The sequence below is a fragment of the Agrobacterium sp. genome, from assembly GCF_059499945.1.
This window is the reverse complement of the sequence record NZ_JCABZP010000014.1, coordinates 677,527-695,701: the sequence shown is the minus strand read 5'-3', so window position 1 is coordinate 695,701 and position 18,175 is coordinate 677,527. Positions and strand designations below refer to the sequence as shown.

The window sequence follows — 18,175 nt, the reverse complement described above, 5'->3', positions numbered from 1 at the left end:
TTTAAAGGCGAAGTCCGCTCACCTTTTTCGCCATCCCGCTTGCGGATGGCGATGTCTGCCGCACAGGGATCGTGAATGCTGCGTTTTCTTTCCCGACATAGCGACACGCCCGAACTGCGCAGCGCCAATCACCTTCTCAGACTGCCGCGCTACGGCGATTTCAAGCAATGGCATGTGCTGCGTTCGGAAAGCCGACAGTTTCTTCAGCCCTGGGAGCCGACCTGGCGCCCGGACGAACTGACGGAGGGCGCCTTCCGCATGCGCGTGGTGCGCAATGGCCAGGAGTTTTCCTCCGGCACCGCCGTCTCCTTCCTGCTGTTTGAAAAAGAGACGCTCCTGGTGGGCGGTATCACCATCGGATACATCCGCCGGGGTGCGGCGCAAAGCTGCATGATCGGATACTGGATCGGCGAGCGCCACGCCGCGCAAGGCCATATGTCTGCCGCATTAAAATTGGTAATACCATACATCTTTAACGGACTTCAGTTGCACCGTATCGAGGCAGCCTGTATTCCGGAAAACTTCAAAAGCATCCGGCTTCTCGAAAACGCCGGGTTCCAGCGGGAAGGTCTCTTGCGGGAATATCTGAAAATCAATGGCCAATGGCGGGATCATATGATGTTTTCCCTTCTTGCCGACAAGCAAAGCTCCGGCGGAACGAAGTACGATACATGACCTACAATCACTCTGCGCCGTGCCTTGCGAAACGTCTGGCGGCAATCGCGCTGGCTGCGCCGTTTTTCCTGCTGTTCCTGCTTTTTGCTTCCCATTCCTTTGCTTTTGAGCCGGTAAAGATTTCCCGTGACGACACGGCGCTCGACCTGACGGCCACCACCGATATCTACGCCAATCAGGGCGAAGCCTTTCAGGTCTCGACCGCGCCCGGTCCTGACGGTATCCGCCGCCGTATCGAGGTGCGCGCCAGTTCCACCGATCATCAGGGCGACTGGGCGGTCTTTGCGCTCGCCAATGTCTCCGAAGAGCAGCTGGAGCGCGTGATCGTCGCGCCGCATTTCCGCCTCGTCAATTCCAAGCTGTTCTGGCCCGATCTCGGCTCGCAGCGCATCATGGCGATTACGCCGAGTGAAGGCTTCGCGCTTGACCGGCAGCCGAGCCCGGATGCCGACGTCTTCCGCATCACGCTCAACCCCGGCTCCGTCATCACCTTCGTCGCCGAGCTTTCCACGCCGCAGCTGCCGCAACTTTATCTGTGGGAGCCGGAGGCCTACAAGGACACGATCAACGCGTTTACGCTCTATCGCGGCATCGTGCTCGGCATTGCCGGCCTGCTCGCCGTGCTTCTGACCATTCTCTTCGTGGTCAAGGGAACCTCCGTCCTGCCGGCCTCGGCCGCACTCGCCTGGGCGGTGCTTGCCTATATCTGCGTCGATTTCGGCTTCCTTGAAAAGCTCATAACCGTCACCTCAAGCGATCAGCGAATATGGAGGGCGGGCGCGGAAGTGGCGCTCGCCTCCAGCTTCGTGGTCTTCCTCTTCACCTATCTCAATCTCAATCGCTGGCATGCGCATCTGGGTTATGCGACCTTTGCCTGGGTGGTGGGTCTGGCGCTGCTGTTCGGCGTGGCGATCTATGATCCGTCGGTCGCATCAGGCATTGCGCGCGTGTCCTTCGCGCTCACCGCAACGGCCGGCATCGCGCTCATCATCTATCTCGGTTTCAACCGTTACGACCGGGCGATCCTGCTCGTTCCCTCCTGGGCGCTCATCCTCGTCTGGCTGTTCGGCAGCTGGCTGACGGTGACGGGGCAGCTGGACAACGACATCGTGCAGCCCGCACTCGGCGGCGGACTGGTGCTGATCGTGCTTCTGATCGGCTTTACCGTCATCCAGCACGCCTTTGCCGGCAGCGCCTATCAGCAGGGCCTGTTCTCCGACCTCGAGCGTCAATCGCTGGCGCTGACGGGCAGCGGTGATACGGTCTGGGACTGGGACGTAACGCGCGACCGCATCGTCACCACGCCCGATATTTCCAACCGGCTGGGGCTGGAACCCGGCGCCATGCACGGCGCTGCGCGCAACTGGCTGCCGCGCCTGCATCCTGACGATCGCGACCGGTTCAAGGCGACGCTCGACGTGCTGCTCGACCATCGCAAGGGCCGCCTCAACCACGAATTCCGCATTCGCGCCGAAGACGGGCATTTCCACTGGCTACAAATCCGCGCCCGTCCGGTTCTCGGCTCCAACGGCGAAATCATCCGCTGCGTCGGCACCATCACCGATATTACCGAGCAGAAGAACTCGGTGGAACGGTTGCTGCAGGATGCGATGAACGACAATCTGACCGGGCTTCCGAACCGGCAGGTGTTCCTCGACCGCCTGCAATCGATCCTCAACCTGTCGCCCGACAGCGAAGGCGTGCGCCCGACCGTGATGGCGATCGATATCGACCGTTACAAGCTGGTCAACGATACGCTCGGCATTGCCGCGGGTGATAATATCCTTATCGCGCTGACACGGCGTCTGCGCCGCCTGCTGAAACCGCAGGATACCCTGGCGCGTCTCGGTGGTGATGAGTTCGGCCTTATCCTCACCTCCGAGCGCGATCCGCAGCGTGTGGCCGATTTCGCCGATGCGGTGAACAAGGCGATCATGGTGCCGATCAATTTCGCCAATCGCGAAATCATCCTCACCGCCTCAATCGGCCTCGTCTCATGGATCGACCAGCAGGAAAGTGCGGCCGGACTCTTGAGCGATGCGGAACTCGCCATGTATCGCGCCAAGCGCGCCGGCGGCAACCGCGTCGAGCCGTTCCGCCCCGCCTTCCGCACCTCAGGCACCGACCGTCTGCAGATGGAAAGCGATCTTCGCCGCGCCATCGAGCGCAAGGAGCTGTCGCTGGCCTACCAGCCGATCGTCAAGCTTGACGATGGCGAACTGGCCGGTTTTGAGGCGCTGATGCGCTGGGAACACCCCAAGCGCGGCAATATCCCTCCGAGCGAATTCATTCCGATTGCGGAGGCCTCCGGCCTGATCGAGCCTCTCGGCATGTTCGCCCTGGAACGGGCTGCGACCGATCTGATGGACTGGCAGCACGCCATCGAAAAGATGCCGATCTTCATCTCCGTCAATATTTCCAGCGCGCAATTGCTGAACAACGAATTGTACAACGATGTGCGCGGCATGCTGACCCGCACGCGCTGCAATCCGCAGCAGCTGAAGCTGGAGCTGACGGAATCGGTTGTCATGGAAAACCCGGAACAGGCGCGGCTGGTGCTTTCCAAGCTCAAGGAAACCGGCCTCAGCCTCGCCATGGATGATTTCGGCACCGGCTATTCGTCACTCGCCTACCTCACCCGCTTCCCCTTCGACACGATCAAGCTCGACAAGGCGCTGGTGGCCAATACCAGCGACAAGCGCAACGTTCTGCTGCGCTCCGTCATCGCCATGGCGCGCGCACTCGACATGCAGGTGGTGGCGGAAGGCATCGAAACGCCTGAAGATGCGGCCGAACTGGCCCGCATGAACTGCCATTTCGGCCAGAGCTTCCTGTTCGGCACGCCGGTCTCCGGCGATGCGGCGCTGAAGCTTCTACGGGAGCGGTTCCAGCCGACGAAGCGGGCTTCGTAAGGGATATTGCGTACATGGAAGCGAGGGGGCGCAGTCTCCTCCTCAAATTCCACGTCATCCTCGGGCTTGTCCCGAGGATCTAATCACGCATGCTAAAACTACCGACGGCAGATCCTCGGGACAAGCCCGAGGATGACGACGGAGAGGGCTAATGCTCCCCGGAACGTCTCGGATTTTCAACCTGCACACCGAATATTTACTGAACCATCATCACCGGCTGCGCATCCGCCGCCACGCTCCCATGTAACAGGTCGTGGATGAACTCCATCTTCGCCACCACCGGCGGCGTCAGCACGAAGGGATAAAGGTCCGCCTCCCCCATGCTACGCTGGATGGAATTGATGGCGACGCTGAGCGGGATCCAGGCTTTCACCAGCTGCGCGGCGCTGCGGGCCTTATAGGGATCGAACGTCACTTCCGCCGCCATTTCCTCGTGCCCATCAGGATCGATCGCCACACCGAAGGCGCGCGCGGTTTCGAGCGTATCGACGATATGCAGATAATGGGCGAAACATTCGGCGAAATCCTCCCAGGGGTGGACCGAGGCATAGGAACTGATGAAATTCTCCTGCCAGTCGCGGCGCGGCCCGCCATCATAATTGCGTTGCAGGGCGGCGCCATAATCCTCGCGCTCGTCACCAAAGACGGCGCGGCAGGCCTCCAGCCGGTTTTCGTCCCGCACCAGCTTGTTCCAGATGAAGTGCCCGACCTCGTGGCGGAAGTGGCCAAGCATGGTGCGGTATGGCTCGTTCATGTTGGCGCGCACCTGTTCGCGCGTCGCGTCATCGGCCTCGGCCGCGCGGATGGCGATCAGGCCTTCGTCGTGGCCGGTCATGGCGGGAATGACGGAACCATCGAGCGCCACCTCATCCACCAGAAAGTCGAAGACGAGGCCGCCTGCGGGGTCAGCATCACGATTGGGATGCGGCAGGCCAAGCCGCAGGATCGAATAAAACAGGTGCCGCTGCGCCTGACTGATGCGGTGCCATTGTTCAATCCCCTGCTCTGTGGCCATATCAGGCACCAGGCGATTGTGGCTGCAGGCCGGGCAAAAGGCATTGGCGCTTTCCGCCGGCACAGACCAGTTGCAGATATCATTCACCTCATTGGCGCAAAACCGCACCTGCTTTTCCGGCTGGGCGACGATCTGCCAGTTCGGTTCACCCGCAGGCGCCAGCGCTTCCATGGAAAGCCGTTCCGGCACGAAAGCCAGACGATGGCCGCAGGAGACACAGAAGCGATTGTCGAAATGGACAGGCTGGCCGCAGGATGCGCAGGAGAAAAGCTTCATGTATGAAACCCTTGGATGGGACGGGTGAAAGAAAAGCAGAGATAAGATGTGAAGGCGCAGGCGTAGCGGCCCGGTCGTCATGGCCCTCACATGACAAGAGCGCATGTGCGATAACACATGCGCTGCATGCGCCGCATCGTGGGAGAGGCGCAATGTTTCATGCAGAATTACATGCGGTCGACGGCGCCCTTGACGGCGTCCTTCGCCTTGCCGACGGAGCTCTGAACCTTGCCCTTGGTTTCCTGGGCGGCACCCTTGGCGCGCAATTCATTATTGCCCGTCGCTTCGCCGACGCTCTTCTTCACCTTGCCAGCAACTTCATTGGCTTTACCGGCGATCTTGTCAGATGTGCTACCCATATTACTGCTCCCTAGTTTAGCCGTACTGTCTGTCCGGCTTTCCGGGTGGGTAACGTCAGGGGTCAGGATTTGGTTCCAGCCGAAAGGGGCAGGAATTCTGCTGGGGCTCAGGCGTGCCCGGCATCCGTGGAGAGCATGCGCGCATCGACGCCCATCAGGGCCAGCGCCCGCTCGTATTTATTGTCCAGTCCACGGTCGAAGATCAGCTCTTCCGCAGCGGGGCAATTCAGCCAGCCATTATTGGCGATCTCGTTTTCCAGCTGGCCCGGACCCCAGCCGGCATAACCGAGCATCATGGTCGCCCTTTGCGGGCCGCGGCCGTTGGAAATGGCGCGGACGATATCAAGCGTTGCGGTGAGCGAAATGTCATCGCTGACCGGAATGCTTGATTCGCTGAGGTAATCATCCGAATGCAGCACGAACCCCCGGCCGGATTCAACCGGGCCGCCGCACTGGATCGGAAATTCGCGGGTGCGGTTGGGCAGCATGATGGCGTCGTTGCTATCCACCAGCTTCAGATGCAGCAGAATATCCGTAAACGTGATCTGCTGCGGCCGGTTGATGATGAAGCCCATGGCCCCGACATCCGAGTGGGCGCAGATATAGATCACCGCACGGGCAAAATTGCCGTCGTCCAGCCCCGGCATCGCGATGAGGAACTGGCCATCGAGAAAGCCACGTTCGCGTTTGTCCATCAGGGTTGAAAAGCTCACCGGCGCCTCCAGCAGACCGAATTCCGTCGCTCAACGGAAAACGGCGTTCGCACTTCGACAGAGGACAGGATGCGGCATCGCGCCCGATCAATCAACCGAAAATGATGAACCGCACGAATTCGTAACTGGTCCGTCGGGCGATGTTGGGTTAGACGGGAAGCATGAGCGTCAGGATATTCTTTCGATTTTCACATCTTCGTCTCGCGGCCGCATTTGCCGCCCTCCTCGGCGGCATGCAAGCCGCCCAGGCCGAAATTACCGACTGGGCCAGAAGCGAGGGCGGCCTGATGCGCGTGGCAAGCCTTGCCATGGATGCGGACGGCGTGGTGCGCGGCGTGCTGCAGATCGAGCCGAAGGACGGCTGGATCACCTATTGGCGCGAACCGGGCGAAGCAGGCATACCGCCGCAGATAACGCCCGATCCGGCAAGCGGCGTGGCGCTTACCACCATGGCCTATCCGGTTCCGAAGCTGATCGAAAACGGCGACATCACCGATATCGGCTATGACCACGCCGTCAGCCTTCCGTTTCAGCTGAAAGCCGCCGACCCGGCAGCAAGCGGGAAGATAGACCTCACCGCCTTTATCGGCGTGTGCCAGAATATCTGCATTCCCTTCGAAGCGAAGTTTTCCATCGACCGCGGCAATGCGGGTGATGATGACAGCGAGGAACGCCGTCTTCTCGAAGAGGCGCGCGAAACGCTGCCCGAGGCGGCCTCCGACGATTTCAAGGTGATCGATTTCCACATCACGCCCGACAAGACCATGCTCGGCGTGCAGCTGCAGCTTCCGGAAAACGCACCCAAGGAGACCGAAATATTCATCGCGGGTCCCTCCGGTTTTGCCTATTACGAGCCGCAGAACCTGGTGCGCGACAAGCGCAAGCTCTCCTTTTACATGAACATCAAGGGCCTGCCGAAAACCTATCAGGTGCAGGGCAACAGCTGGCCCATTCTGGTCAAGTCAGGCGACCGGGCCATGGAGACCATGCTGAATTTCCCGAAGCCGTAAGCGGTGTTTCTGCGGGGGAAATTATCTCGAAAACCGCATGACAGCTTTCATTTTCGTGCTCTATAGTCGCGCGAACCGAACGGCTACAGGAGCACGGACATGACCATAAAGATCGGCGAAAAACTGCCTTCCGCAACCTTCAAGGAAAAGACGGCCGACGGCCCGGTGGAAACCACCACGGACGCACTTTTCGGCGGCAAGAAGGTGGTTCTCTTTGCCGTTCCCGGCGCTTTCACCCCCACCTGCTCGCTGAACCACCTGCCGGGTTATCTCGAAAACCGTGACGCCATTCTTTCCAAGGGCGTGGACGATATCGCCGTCGTCGCCGTCAATGACTGGCACGTCATGGGCGCATGGGCGCAATCGTCTGGTGGTCAGGGCAAGATTCATTTCCTCGCCGACTGGGATGCGTCCTTCACCAAGGCGCTCGGCCTCGATGCCGATCTGTCCGGCGGCGGCCTTGGCGTGCGCTCCAAGCGTTATTCGATGCTGGTGGAAGACGGCGTGGTGAAGTCGCTCAACGTTGAAGAGAACCCCGGCCAGGCAACGGTCTCTGCCGCTGCGGCGATGATCGAGCAGCTTTGAGGGCGAGCTTGGTCTCTCCTTGTAAATGTAAAGGCTCCAACTTTCCGTCATGCCGGACTTGATCCGGCATCCAGCCACGGCGCGTCTGCGCCGTGAGAAAAGTCTTTCGCGATCAAGGACTTGACCGCACTGGACCCCGGATCAAGTCCGGGGTGACGGCACACTTAGTGATACGATCTCACTACAGGCATTCGCATTGAAGAATAAAGGGCGGCTCGGCCGCCCTCTCAAACATTCATATCGAACACCAGAAGCCCGGCGAGACCGCCGTCGGTGAGCGACACGAGACGCTCCCCCACTTCCATGTGCTGCGGATGGGCGAGATAGTCGTCGCGGGCCTCGGGGCTTTCCAGCGTCACGATGAAACCATCAACAAAACCGCCATTCAGCCCTTCGGGCGAGACATTCTGGCCGTATTTCACATCAATGATGCCGGGGATGACATCTTTCAGGGCAGCGATCGCCTCGAATATTGCCTGTTTTTCAGAAGACGCCGTTGCGGCCTTGAAGCGTAAAAATACACAATGCAGGATCATCCGGATTTCTCTCCTCCGTTGGGCGCCACTGGAGCACCCCCTTGACGACAAGATAGGTCGGGTTTCGGTTTTCACAACCCCGGATAATGGGGCCCGAGATCAAGTCGGCTCTATTTTCGCCGACCCAAGATAGAGCAGGCTTCCATTACCGCCGTTTGAAGGGCTCCATGCCCTTTCGCGCCAGTTCATCGGCGCGCTCGTTTTCAGGATGGCCGGCATGGCCCTTGACCCAGTGCAGGGTGACCTTGTGACGTTGCTGTGCCGCCTCCAGCGCCTGCCATAGCTCGACATTCTTGACCGGCTTGTTATCAGCCGTCTTCCAGCCTTTCTTTTTCCAGCCGAAAATCCACTTGGTGATGCCGTCCTTGACATAGGCGCTGTCGGTATAAAGATCGACCTCGCAGGGGCTCTTCAGCGCATTGAGCGCCGAAATCGCCGCCATCAATTCCATGCGGTTATTGGTGGTCTCGGCCTCGCCGCCGCAGAGTTCCTTCTCCACCTCGCCGTAACGCAGCACGGCGCCCCATCCGCCCGGACCGGGATTGCCGGAGCAGGCGCCATCGGTGAAAATATCGACATGTTTCATTCGCCCGCCAGCCCGTATTCGGCGACATTGGCGATGGAACGGTGGAACCGCAGTTTGCGCAGATATTCCAGCGGGTCCTTCTTCACCACCAGCGCGCCCTCGGGCGTCGTCAGCCAGTCGTAAAGCCGCGTCAGGAAGAAGCGCAGCGCCGAACCGCGCGCCAGAAGCGGCAGCGCTTCCAGCTCCGCTTCGCTCAGCGGACGCACCGACTGGTAGCCTTCCAGCAGCGCCTTGCCCTTGGTGACGTTGTAAGCGCCGTCCTTTTCGAAGCACCAGGCATTGAGGCAGATCGAGACGTCATAAGCGAGCAGGTCGTTGCAGGCGAAATAAAAGTCGATCAGGCCGGAAAGTTCGTCGCCGAGGAAAAACACATTGTCCTGAAACAGATCGGCATGGATGACGCCGGCCGGCAAATCTTTCGGCCAATGGGCGGCGAGATAATCGATCTCAGGGCGAATCTCGTCTTTCAGGCCCTTCTCCACCTCATCAGCGCGCGCTTCGGACTTGTCCCAAAGCACCTTCCAGCCTTCGACGGAGAGCGCATTCGGCCGCTTGATCTCGAAGCCTTCACCGGCCAGATGCATGGCAGCGAGTGCCTTGCCGACTTCCCGGCAATGTTTCGCCTCCGGCTTTCTCAGCCACATGCCTTCAAGAAAGGAAATCAGCGCCGCCGGCCGGCCCGACAATTCTCCCAGCAATTCGCCATCCTTGCGCGGCAGCGGCAAGGGGCAGGACAGGCCCTTGGCTGCCAGATGCTGCATGAGGCCGAGGAAGAAGGGCAGATCGTTTTTCTCCACGCGCTTTTCATAAAGCGTCAGGATCAGCGGGTCCTTGGTGGTATGCAGCAGGAAATTGGAGTTTTCGACGCCCTCGGCAATGCCCTTGTAAGAGGTGAGGCTGCCGACGTCGTACTGCGTGAGGAAATTCCTCAGATCATCTTCGGTGATATCAGTATAAACTGCCAATTTCAAATCTCTTGATGAAGGACGGAGTGGAAATCTCGATGGATGACGCCTGTGAGACGGAAACCGCTCACAGGCAGCATCATCCAGCTTTAAATGCCGGCGGCGGTTTTCGGCGGCAGCGCATTGCTGGCATTGCCGTTGACGAAGGCCATATCATCCGTCGTCAGCTCGATGCTGCGCAGCTCGCGATTGACGAGGAAATGTTCCGTTTCCTCAACCGTTACGGCAAGATCGAGCGTGGTGTCGAAACGCGCCTTGAAGGCCTCGATGATCTCGTCAACGATAACCTCAGGTGCGGAAGCACCGGCCGAGAGGCCGACGGTGCTGATATCGCCGATTTCATCCCAGTCGATTTCCGAGGCCCGCTGCACCAGCACGGAGCGCTTGGCCCCGGCGCGCAGCGCCACTTCCACCAGCCGCTTGGAATTGGAGGAATTGGGCGCACCGACAACGATGAACAGGTCACAGCCGGGGGCTGCCTGCTTCACCGCATCCTGACGATTGGTGGTTGCGTAACAGATGCTGTCGGCGGCGGGCGCCTGAATGGCCGGGAAACGTTCCTGCAGCCTGGCGATAACGCCGGCGGTGTCATCAACCGACAATGTCGTCTGGGTAACGAAGCCGAGATTTTCACGGTCCAGCGGTTCATAACGGCCGGCATCCTCCACCGTCTCGATCAGCGAGACGGTACCTTCGGGAAGCTGGCCCATGGTGCCGATGACCTCGGGGTGGCCGGCATGGCCGATCAGCACCACATGGCGGCCAAGCCGCTGGTGGCGCATGGCCTGCTTGTGGACCTTGGAGACCAGCGGGCAAGTGGCATCGAGATAAAACAGGTTACGCGCCTGTGCGTCCTCAGGCACTGATTTCGGCACGCCATGGGCGGAGAAAACCACCGGCTGCTCGCGATGCTCGGTGGGGATTTCGTGCAGCTCCTCGACGAAGACCGCACCCTTGGCTTCCAGCCCCTCCACCACATAGCGGTTATGCACGATTTCGTGACGGACATAGACCGGCGCGCCATAGGCTTTCAGCGCCAGCACGACGATCTGGATCGCCCGGTCCACGCCCGCGCAAAAGCCGCGCGGTCCGCACAGCCTTATCGTCAAAGGGGGTTTGGAAACGGCGATGTTCATTCCAGCTCCTTGGCCAGCTCCTTGGCCGGCACCGTGGTCTTGCCCGATCAACTGCCCTACCGGACGCGGCGCGCTTTATTCACCCTGCGCCTTGCCGTTCCGGAAATAGGCAAAACCGGCGACGATGACAAGGGCAGCCGCCAAGCCATACCACGTTATCGCATATTGCAGGTGATTGTTGGGCAAATCTATCAGCGTCACGCCGCCTTCAGGCCAGCCACCCGGATTGGGCGTGGCATCGGCATCCACGAAGAGATTGACCAACCGCTCGGACGGAATTTCGGCGCTGGAAGCCATGGCCGCCAGATCTTTCCAGTAGAAGATATTCTTGGCGATATCATTGTCAGGCAGCAGCGATGATGGCTTTGCCACGAGCGGCGCGCGCGCCAACCCCGTTATTGTCACTTCGCCGGTTACCTGCCCGTCGGGCCGTTTGGCGGGCTCTTTCATCTCGAAAGGCACGAAGCCGCGATTGACGAAGAGAATGCGGCCGTCCGCAAGCGTCAGCGGCGTATAGATGTAATAACCGGTCCGGCCCTGATGGGTGGCGAAGAAATGCCGCTCATGGGCATGATCGAAGGTGCCGGAAAGGCTGACCCTGCGATATTCGATATCGCCGCCGCTTTTTGCGATCGCCTCGATATCGGCAAGCGTCACCGGATTTGCACTCCGCCGCTCCTCGATATCGGCCATCAACGCCTCTTTCCAGTAGAGCCGCTTCACCTGCCAGGTGCCAAGCCCGAGAAGGATGGCAAGCGCCAGCAGCACCAGCGGCGCGGCGAACCAGACGCGCCTTTCCGCGGCCTTCATGTGGGAAACGTCATTCACGATCAAGCCTGCCTTCGCTTGCATTGTTCTTGTATTGCAGCGCAATCATGATCCCCTTCAGTTTGCGCAGCAGCACCAGGGAGACAATTACCGTAAACGGCAACCACAGCATGACATGCACCCAGACGGGCGGCGCAAAACGCTGATCGACCCAGAGCGCCAGCCCGACGACCAGAAAACCGACGATCAGCATGACAAAGACGGCCGGGCCATCGCCCGCATCGGCAAAACCGTAATCCAGCCCGCAGGCGCTGCAGGTGGGCTTTATGGTCAGAAAACCATCGAACAGCCTGCCGTTGCCGCAACGCGGGCAGCAGCCTTTGAGCCCGACCTTGATGGGATCTACCGGCGCGAAATTGCCGTTTCCGGGTTCTGACATATGACCTCCCGCTTCCGCCTGCAAACCACCCCTCTGGAGAGGGGCTCAGGCACGAGGGCAGCAACCGCTGCCCGTGAAGTGTCGACGGAGGCTCCCTCCTCCGTCATCCCCGGGCGTGACCCGAGGATTTGCACACCACCGATCTGAATTCTCGGGTCGAACCCGAGAATGGCGCCGGGCGTGCGGGAAACTCGCCCCGGACATCAGGGCGGCGATTGCCGCCCCTCCATTATCGGTGCGATCAGCCGTGCACCGGCGCGCCCCAGCCACCCCAGATATAGATGGCGAAGAACAGGAACAGCCAGACGACGTCAACGAAATGCCAGTACCAGGCGGCCGCTTCGAAACCGAAATGCTGCTTGGGCGTGAAACCGCCGGCAATGGCGCGGAACAGGCAGACAAGCAGGAAGACCGTGCCGACGAAGACGTGGAAACCGTGGAAACCGGTGGCCATGAAGAAGGTCGCGCCATAGATCGAATTCTTGAAGTCGAACGGCGCATGCATGTATTCGTAAACCTGCACGGTGGAGAACAGGATGCCGAGCGCAACGGTGAGCACCAGACCGGTGATCAGGCCCTTGCGGTCATTGTGCAGCAGGGAATGGTGGGCCCAGGTGACGCAGGTGCCCGACAGAAGCAGGATGACGGTGTTGTAGAGCGGCAGATGCCAGGGATCGATGACCTCGATGCCCTTTGGCGGCCATTGCCCGCCGGTATATTCGAGGCGGGACGCCTGAATGGCCTCGTGCGGGAAGAGGCTGGCATCGAAATAGGCCCAGAACCACGCGACGAAGAACATCACTTCTGAGGCGATGAACATGATCATGCCGTAGCGCAGGTGAAGCGAAACGACGCGGGTGTGGCTGCCCTCATTGGCTTCCTTGATCGTATCCGCCCACCACGCATACATGGTGTAGAGCACGATAACGAGACCGATATAGAAAAGCCAGGGATTGGCGAGTTCCGCACCGAACAGCTTGAAGGAGCCGCCCGACAGGTAACGCATGTAGCAGACGCCGCCAAATGTCAGGATGAAGGCGCCGATCGAGGCCAGAAGCGGCCAGGGGCTTGGATCGATGATGTGGTAATCGTGGTTCTTCTGATGCGTATCTGCCATTGCGACAATCCCCTGGTATCTCTTCCCTGATCCGGCCTTAAACAAAAGGCCGGATCTCCTCTCACAATTTGCTTTCGCCAGATTCAGTTTTTACCGGCAAGGACGCAACCGGTTTTTCGGTTTTGGCCGGATAAAACGTATAGGACAGCGTTAAAGTATGAATGCTCTTGGTCTCGCGCGCCGTGGCGATGTCAGGATCGACAAAAAATACCACCGGCATTTCCAGCGTTTCACCCGGCTGCAGCGTCGTTTCGGTGAAGCAGAAACATTCCACCTTGTTGAAATAGGCCCCTGCTTCCATCGGCGTGACGTTGAAGACCGCCGTGCCCGTGGTCGCCACGGGTGAACGGTTCGTCGCCTTGAAAGTCACCTGCACCGTTTCGCCGATCTTCGGCGTGACCTTCCTGTCGACCGGCTGGAAATCCCAGTTGAGGCCGTTCGACGTATTCGCGTCGAAGGTGACGTTGATGGTCTTGTCGAGAATGACGTCGGAATATTGCTCGACGCGCTGGGTCGTGCCGTTATAGCCGGTGACGCGGCAGAACAGGGTGTAGAGCGGTACGGCGGCATAGGCCATGCCGATCATGGCGCAGAAAAACACCAGACAGAGCACGAGAATGGAGCGATTGCTCACCTTCTGCCTGCCGGTCGCTGCCGTCTGCGTTTCCATATTTGCCATCTCCTCCTCCTCCTCTCCCCTCAATCAGCCCGTCAGTGCGAGCCGATCTTGATGATGGTGATGACGTAGAACAGCACCACCAGGCCGGCGAGCAAAACGCCGAGCGCAATGTTGCGCCCGCGTCTCGATTTTTTCTGAGCCGCGCTCAGTTCCACCGTTTCCATCACAGGACTCCCGACATGACGGCCTTGAGGGCCGGCGCGAAATGATCGGCCAGAAGGCCGGAGAAGATGGCGAAGAGATAAAGCACCGAATAGGCGAACATCTTCTTGGCCGGCAGCATTTTCTCGTCGCCCTCAGGCATGCGCCGGACATCGAACGAACAGTAGACGAAGATTGCGCTCAGCACGGCTGCGAAAATGCCGTAACCGGCGCTCGCCAGACCCGTGAAATAAGGCGCAACAGCCGCAGCCGCGGTCAGCACCGCATAAACGATCATCTGGTTCTTGGTAGAGCGTTCGCCCGCCACATTCGGCATCATCGGAATGCCGACGGCGCCGTAATCACGCATCTTGAAGAGCGCCAGCGCCCAGAAATGCGCCGGTGTCCACAGGAAGATGATGAGGAACAGGATGATGCTATCAAGCGAAACGCCGCCGGTGACGCAGGCCCAGCCGAGCATGGGCGGGAAAGCGCCGGCGGCACCGCCGATGACGATGTTCTGCGGCGTCGAGCGCTTCAGCCACATCGTATAGACGACGGCGTAAAAGAAGATGGTGAAGGCAAGCAGGCCGGCCGAGAACCAGTTGACCGCAAGACCGAGAATGACCACCGAAAAGGCCGACAGCGTCAAACCGAAGGCCAAGGCCTCGCGCGGCGCGATACGACCCGACGGGATCGGCCGCTTTGCGGTGCGGCTCATCACGGCGTCGATATCGGCATCATACCACATGTTGAGTGCGCCGGACGCGCCGGCGCCGACAGCGATGCAGAGAATGGCGATGATGCCGAGCACCGGGTTGATTTCGCCCGGCGCCAGCACGAGGCCCGCAAAGGCCGTGAAGACGACGAGCGACATGACGCGCGGCTTCAGCAACTCGAAATAATCGCGCGCGCCGGCTTCCGAAAGTTCGGAGCCCTTCACGCCCAGCATGTCGCGATTGTCGATAATGCTCATTTCCTGTCCTGTTTTCCTTCAGGCGCCGCCTGTCGCGACATCCCCTGCACCGGCCCGAAAACGAATGTGATTTCCGGCATGCGCGATGCGTCAATTCATTGGTCCGAACGTTCCGGCATGGGCGGCATCCGGAAGAACCGATACCATTTGCCCGGCCCTGTGACCGCGCCCATCCCGCCATTCGTCTGCGCTGCTCATTCATAAAGGCCAGACTTGGCATTTATCACGTCCGGGGCATGTATCATGTCGGACGATATGCTTCGCTTGGACAAAATGTCACGCGGCAACGGGCATTCCCGCCTCAAGGAAACGGCGCTGACCAAGGCCGTACCGTCCCTTGTTTTTGAGCGTCCGGAATTTGCGAGTCCTGCCCGCGCCTTCCGGGGCCGCGCATCAGCGAATGCGCGGCAGCTGTTCCCACTGGTGGTAAGGCGGCGGCGAAGACAGCTGCCATTCGAGCGTGGTCGCACCCTCACCCCAGGGATTGTTGCCGGCGATCCGCTTCTTGGCGAAGGCTTCCCAGACGCCGAAGAGGAAGATACCCACGGCAACGGCCGAGATATACGAACCGTAAGAAGACACCAGGTTCCAGCCGGCATAGGCATCGGGATAATCGATATAGCGGCGCGGCATGCCGGCGAGACCAAGGAAGTGCTGCGGGAAGAAGATCAGGTTCACGCCGACGAACATGACCCAGAAATGCAGCTTGCCGATGAACTCGCTGTACATGTAGCCGGTGATCTTCGGGAACCAGTAATACCAGCCGGCGAAGATCGCGAAGACCGCACCGAGCGACAGCACGTAGTGGAAGTGGGCGACGACGTAATAGGTGTCGTGCAGCGAACGGTCGAGACCGGCATTGGCGAGCTGCACGCCGGTGACGCCACCGACGGTGAACAGGAAGATGAAGCCGATCGCCCAGACCATCGGGGTCGAGAAGGTCAGCGAACCGCCCCACATGGTCGCGATCCACGAGAAGATCTTGATACCCGTCGGCACCGCGATGACCATGGTGGCGAAGACGAAATAACGTTGCGCTTCGAGCGACAGGCCGACCGTATACATGTGGTGGGCCCAGACGATGAAGCCGACTGCGCCGATGGCCACCATGGCATAGGCCATGCCGAGATAACCGAAGACCGGCTTCTTGGAGAAGGTGGACACGATGTGGCTGATGATGCCGAAGCCGGGCAGGATCAGGATATACACTTCCGGATGGCCGAAGAACCAGAACAGGTGCTGGTAGAGGATCGGATCACCGCCGCCTTCCGGCGAGAAGAATGCCGTGCCGAAGTTGCGATCGGTCAGAAGCATGGTGATGCCACCCGCCAGAACCGGCAGGGAAAGCAGCAGCAGGAATGCGGTGACCAGAACCGACCAGGCAAACAGCGGCATCTTGTGCAGCGTCATGCCCGGAGCGCGCATGTTCAGGATGGTGGTGATGAAGTTGATCGCGCCGAGGATCGAGGATGCGCCGGCAACGTGCAGCGAGAAGATCGCAAGATCCACCGCCGGTCCGGGCATGCCGCTGGTCGATAGCGGCGGATACATGGTCCAGCCGCCGCCGACGCCGTAAGCACCCGCCGGACCTTCGACGAAGAGCGACAGGAGCAGCAGGATGAAGGCCGGGACGATCAGCCAGAAGGAAATATTGTTGAGGCGCGGGAAAGCCATGTCAGGAGCGCCGATCATGATCGGGATCATCCAGTTGGCGAAACCGCCGATCATCGCCGGCATGACCATGAAGAAGATCATGATGAGCGCGTGCGCTGTCGTGAACACGTTGAACATGTGCTTGCCGCCGTCGATGGCAGCGTCGCCCTCGAAGCCGTAAACCATGGAGGCCAGACCGTGGAAGATCTGGATGCCCGGCTCCTGCAGTTCCATGCGCATGACGACCGACAGACCGCCGCCGATGATACCCGCCATGATGGCGAAGATCAGGTAGAGCGTGCCGATGTCCTTATGGTTGGTGGACAGGAACCAGCGGGCGAAAAAGCCCGGCGTATGGGAATGATGCGCATCATGCGAATGATCGTCATGTGCGGATTGACCATGCGAGTGATGATCGTCGTGTGCGGAAGGTCCAGCCATTGTCGTCACTCCAGGTCTCAGTTGGCTTCGTTGGCGGCAACGTCAACGGTGCGCGGAGCGCCGTCGACGGAGGCCATCAGCGCCCGGTTCGCGCCGTTCAGGTCTGAAGCGGCGGCGGCGTGCCAGGCGTTGTACTGCTGTTCGGAAACCACCCGAATGGCGATCGGCATGAAGGCGTGGTCCTTGCCGCAAAGCTCGGAACATTGGCCATAATAGAGGCCTTCCTTCTCCGGCTTGAACCATGTTTCGTTGAGGCGGCCCGGAACGGCGTCGATCTTGACGCCGAAAGCGGGCATGGCGAAGGCGTGGATGACATCCGTCGGAGCCGCCGTCACCAGAAGGCGAACGGTCTTGCCGACAGGAACGACCATTTCATTGTCTACCGCAAGAAGACGCGGATAGCGGGCCTTGTCCTCCTTGCCCGCAGCAGCGCGATCCTGCTCTTTCAGCAGATAGCTGTCGAAGGAGAGCGGCTCGGCGCCCTCGGCGGCGGCATATTCATAGCTCCACAGCCATTGCGTGGCGGTCGCCTTCAGCGTCAGGTCCGGGTTTTCCGGCTGCGTCAGCTGCGCGTTCAGAAGATTGAACGAGGGGAAAGCGAGGAACAGGAGAATGAGAACCGGCGCCAGCGTCCAGACAACCTCGATCGCCGTGTTATGGCTGGTCTTGGAAGCCACCGGATTTTTCGCGGCGCGGAATTTCAAGGCAACGATGATGAGCAGCGCAAGAACGAAAAGCGTAACCGGAACAATGAACCACAGTGTATATTGTTCAAACCAGCGTATTTCGTGCATGATCGGCGTGGCGGCCTCCTGCATGCCCATTTGCCAATGCACCGGCTGATCGGCGTGGGCGCCGACAGCCGTGAGCAGACAGGTCATCCCCGCCAGTGCTGCGTAAATCCTATTCCTCACGGTACCCTCTCCCTCACGCGTCTGATCTAGATCAATCACAGACGCAGAATCCATGCTAATGGTACTAACTTCAAACCACAGTTTGTCCTCTGCCGCAATATGCGTCGGGACACGGATATGCCCCAATTTTGCCATTGGTCAATCCACGGGCGACTTTCCCGCACCCTGTGTCTGAGCTGCCCCGCCGAACGCGATTTCGAACAGCCCAAATGCGACAAAGCCCCGACTTCCAGTCGGTTCCACCGCCGGATAACGAATGACGTGCCGGGCAAATCAGAC

Annotated in this window: 19 protein-coding genes; 4 read left to right on the top strand and 15 right to left on the bottom strand. The window is 59.9% G+C overall.

From position 1 onward, the window contains the following. The first annotated feature begins 75 nt into the window (after positions 1-75). A complete protein-coding gene (locus AC5I5B_RS15090; protein WP_003509108.1) occupies positions 76-675 on the top strand; it encodes a GNAT family N-acetyltransferase in 600 nt (199 codons plus the stop codon). Beyond that, a complete protein-coding gene (locus tag AC5I5B_RS15085) occupies positions 672-3,587 on the top strand; it encodes an EAL domain-containing protein (protein ID WP_020010620.1) in 2,916 nt (971 codons plus the stop codon). The genes AC5I5B_RS15090 and AC5I5B_RS15085 overlap by 4 nt, the downstream gene beginning before the upstream one ends. A 196-nt stretch (positions 3,588-3,783) precedes the next feature. On the opposite strand, the gene AC5I5B_RS15080 is transcribed toward AC5I5B_RS15085, so the two are convergent. The 3 genes from AC5I5B_RS15080 to AC5I5B_RS15070 form a co-directional block, all read right to left on the bottom strand. Continuing rightward, positions 3,784-4,878 carry a zinc-binding metallopeptidase family protein gene (locus tag AC5I5B_RS15080; RefSeq protein ID WP_020810744.1) on the bottom strand — a complete coding sequence of 365 codons (1,095 nt, stop codon included), beginning with the start codon at positions 4,876-4,878 and terminating at the stop codon, positions 3,784-3,786. Between the two features lie 167 nt (positions 4,879-5,045). Next, positions 5,046-5,237, bottom strand: a complete 192-nt coding sequence (locus AC5I5B_RS15075) for a CsbD family protein (protein WP_003509115.1) — start codon at positions 5,235-5,237, stop codon at positions 5,046-5,048. A 107-nt stretch (positions 5,238-5,344) separates the two neighbouring features. Then, a complete protein-coding gene (locus AC5I5B_RS15070) occupies positions 5,345-5,950 on the bottom strand; it encodes a YqgE/AlgH family protein (protein WP_111833664.1) in 606 nt (201 codons plus the stop codon). A 161-nt stretch (positions 5,951-6,111) separates the two neighbouring features. Between AC5I5B_RS15070 and AC5I5B_RS15065 the strand changes: the two genes are divergently transcribed. Together AC5I5B_RS15065 and AC5I5B_RS15060 are read left to right on the top strand one after the other, a co-directional pair. Continuing rightward, positions 6,112-6,960 (top strand): protein-disulfide reductase DsbD domain-containing protein, encoded by an 849-nt coding sequence (locus AC5I5B_RS15065; protein WP_003509118.1) that lies wholly within the window; start codon positions 6,112-6,114, stop codon positions 6,958-6,960. A 99-nt stretch (positions 6,961-7,059) separates the two neighbouring features. After that, on the top strand, positions 7,060-7,545 hold the full coding sequence (locus AC5I5B_RS15060; protein ID WP_003509120.1) for a peroxiredoxin: 486 nt from the start codon (positions 7,060-7,062) through the stop codon (positions 7,543-7,545). 227 nt (positions 7,546-7,772) lie between these two features. On the opposite strand, the gene AC5I5B_RS15055 is transcribed toward AC5I5B_RS15060, so the two are convergent. The 12 genes from AC5I5B_RS15055 to coxB form a co-directional block, all read right to left on the bottom strand. Then, positions 7,773-8,081 (bottom strand): Dabb family protein, encoded by a 309-nt coding sequence (locus AC5I5B_RS15055; protein WP_003494265.1) that lies wholly within the window; start codon positions 8,079-8,081, stop codon positions 7,773-7,775. A 145-nt stretch (positions 8,082-8,226) separates the two neighbouring features. Continuing rightward, entirely contained in the window at positions 8,227-8,667 is a 441-nt protein-coding gene (gene rnhA, locus AC5I5B_RS15050; protein WP_020010617.1) for a ribonuclease HI, read from the bottom strand. Further along, a complete protein-coding gene (locus AC5I5B_RS15045; protein WP_060726395.1) occupies positions 8,664-9,632 on the bottom strand; it encodes a homoserine kinase in 969 nt (322 codons plus the stop codon). The genes rnhA and AC5I5B_RS15045 overlap by 4 nt, the downstream gene beginning before the upstream one ends. 89 nt (positions 9,633-9,721) lie before the next feature. Further along, positions 9,722-10,768 (bottom strand): 4-hydroxy-3-methylbut-2-enyl diphosphate reductase, encoded by a 1,047-nt coding sequence (gene ispH, locus AC5I5B_RS15040; RefSeq protein WP_003509126.1) that lies wholly within the window; start codon positions 10,766-10,768, stop codon positions 9,722-9,724. A gap of 75 nt (positions 10,769-10,843) precedes the next feature. Beyond that, positions 10,844-11,578, bottom strand: a complete 735-nt coding sequence (locus AC5I5B_RS15035) for an SURF1 family protein (RefSeq protein WP_080866537.1) — start codon at positions 11,576-11,578, stop codon at positions 10,844-10,846. 10 nt (positions 11,579-11,588) lie between these two features. Then, positions 11,589-11,975: a DUF983 domain-containing protein gene (locus tag AC5I5B_RS15030; RefSeq protein WP_060726087.1), complete on the bottom strand. Its 387-nt coding sequence runs from the start codon at positions 11,973-11,975 to the stop codon at positions 11,589-11,591. Positions 11,976-12,216: 241 nt separating this feature from the next. Continuing rightward, positions 12,217-13,092 carry a cytochrome c oxidase subunit 3 gene (locus AC5I5B_RS15025; protein WP_003509131.1) on the bottom strand — a complete coding sequence of 292 codons (876 nt, stop codon included), beginning with the start codon at positions 13,090-13,092 and terminating at the stop codon, positions 12,217-12,219. A 61-nt stretch (positions 13,093-13,153) separates the two neighbouring features. Further along, a complete protein-coding gene (locus AC5I5B_RS15020; RefSeq protein WP_060722999.1) occupies positions 13,154-13,771 on the bottom strand; it encodes a cytochrome c oxidase assembly protein in 618 nt (205 codons plus the stop codon). Positions 13,772-13,803: 32 nt separating this feature from the next. Next, positions 13,804-13,935, bottom strand: coding sequence for a cytochrome c oxidase system small membrane protein (locus AC5I5B_RS15015; RefSeq protein ID WP_003509137.1), 132 nt, complete (start codon positions 13,933-13,935; stop codon positions 13,804-13,806). After that, the gene (gene cyoE / locus AC5I5B_RS15010) at positions 13,935-14,888 is read right to left on the bottom strand and encodes a heme o synthase (RefSeq protein WP_003509139.1); all 954 of its coding nucleotides are present in this window, start codon (positions 14,886-14,888) and stop codon (positions 13,935-13,937) included. The genes AC5I5B_RS15015 and cyoE overlap by 1 nt, the downstream gene beginning before the upstream one ends. Positions 14,889-15,281: 393 nt before the next feature. Beyond that, positions 15,282-16,982, bottom strand: a complete 1,701-nt coding sequence (gene ctaD, locus AC5I5B_RS15005; protein ID WP_003509141.1) for a cytochrome c oxidase subunit I — start codon at positions 16,980-16,982, stop codon at positions 15,282-15,284. Positions 16,983-16,999: 17 nt separating this feature from the next. Then, positions 17,000-17,863, bottom strand: coding sequence for a cytochrome c oxidase subunit II (gene coxB / locus AC5I5B_RS15000; RefSeq protein ID WP_003509143.1), 864 nt, complete (start codon positions 17,861-17,863; stop codon positions 17,000-17,002). Positions 17,864-18,175 lie beyond the last annotated feature (312 nt).

Bases quoted from the DNA above. Each gene is read 5' to 3' on its own strand.
- ispH (WP_003509126.1), bottom strand. From the start codon at position 10,768: ATGAACATCGCCGTTTCCAAACCCCCTTTGACGATAAGGCTGTGCGGA.
- AC5I5B_RS15030 (WP_060726087.1), bottom strand. From the start codon at position 11,975: ATGTCAGAACCCGGAAACGGCAATTTCGCGCCGGTAGATCCCATCAAG.
- AC5I5B_RS15065 (WP_003509118.1), top strand. From the start codon at position 6,112: ATGAGCGTCAGGATATTCTTTCGATTTTCACATCTTCGTCTCGCGGCC.
- ctaD (WP_003509141.1), bottom strand. From the start codon at position 16,982: ATGGCTGGACCTTCCGCACACGACGATCATCACTCGCATGGTCAATCC.
- AC5I5B_RS15060 (WP_003509120.1), top strand. From the start codon at position 7,060: ATGACCATAAAGATCGGCGAAAAACTGCCTTCCGCAACCTTCAAGGAA.
- AC5I5B_RS15090 (WP_003509108.1), top strand. From the start codon at position 76: ATGCTGCGTTTTCTTTCCCGACATAGCGACACGCCCGAACTGCGCAGC.
- AC5I5B_RS15080 (WP_020810744.1), bottom strand. From the start codon at position 4,878: ATGAAGCTTTTCTCCTGCGCATCCTGCGGCCAGCCTGTCCATTTCGAC.
- rnhA (WP_020010617.1), bottom strand. From the start codon at position 8,667: ATGAAACATGTCGATATTTTCACCGATGGCGCCTGCTCCGGCAATCCC.
- cyoE (WP_003509139.1), bottom strand. From the start codon at position 14,888: ATGAGCATTATCGACAATCGCGACATGCTGGGCGTGAAGGGCTCCGAA.
- AC5I5B_RS15025 (WP_003509131.1), bottom strand. From the start codon at position 13,092: ATGGCAGATACGCATCAGAAGAACCACGATTACCACATCATCGATCCA.
- AC5I5B_RS15075 (WP_003509115.1), bottom strand. From the start codon at position 5,237: ATGGGTAGCACATCTGACAAGATCGCCGGTAAAGCCAATGAAGTTGCT.
- AC5I5B_RS15015 (WP_003509137.1), bottom strand. From the start codon at position 13,935: ATGGAAACGGTGGAACTGAGCGCGGCTCAGAAAAAATCGAGACGCGGG.
- AC5I5B_RS15085 (WP_020010620.1), top strand. From the start codon at position 672: ATGACCTACAATCACTCTGCGCCGTGCCTTGCGAAACGTCTGGCGGCA.
- AC5I5B_RS15020 (WP_060722999.1), bottom strand. From the start codon at position 13,771: ATGGCAAATATGGAAACGCAGACGGCAGCGACCGGCAGGCAGAAGGTG.
- AC5I5B_RS15035 (WP_080866537.1), bottom strand. From the start codon at position 11,578: ATGAAGGCCGCGGAAAGGCGCGTCTGGTTCGCCGCGCCGCTGGTGCTG.
- AC5I5B_RS15055 (WP_003494265.1), bottom strand. From the start codon at position 8,081: ATGATCCTGCATTGTGTATTTTTACGCTTCAAGGCCGCAACGGCGTCT.
- coxB (WP_003509143.1), bottom strand. From the start codon at position 17,863: ATGACCTGTCTGCTCACGGCTGTCGGCGCCCACGCCGATCAGCCGGTG.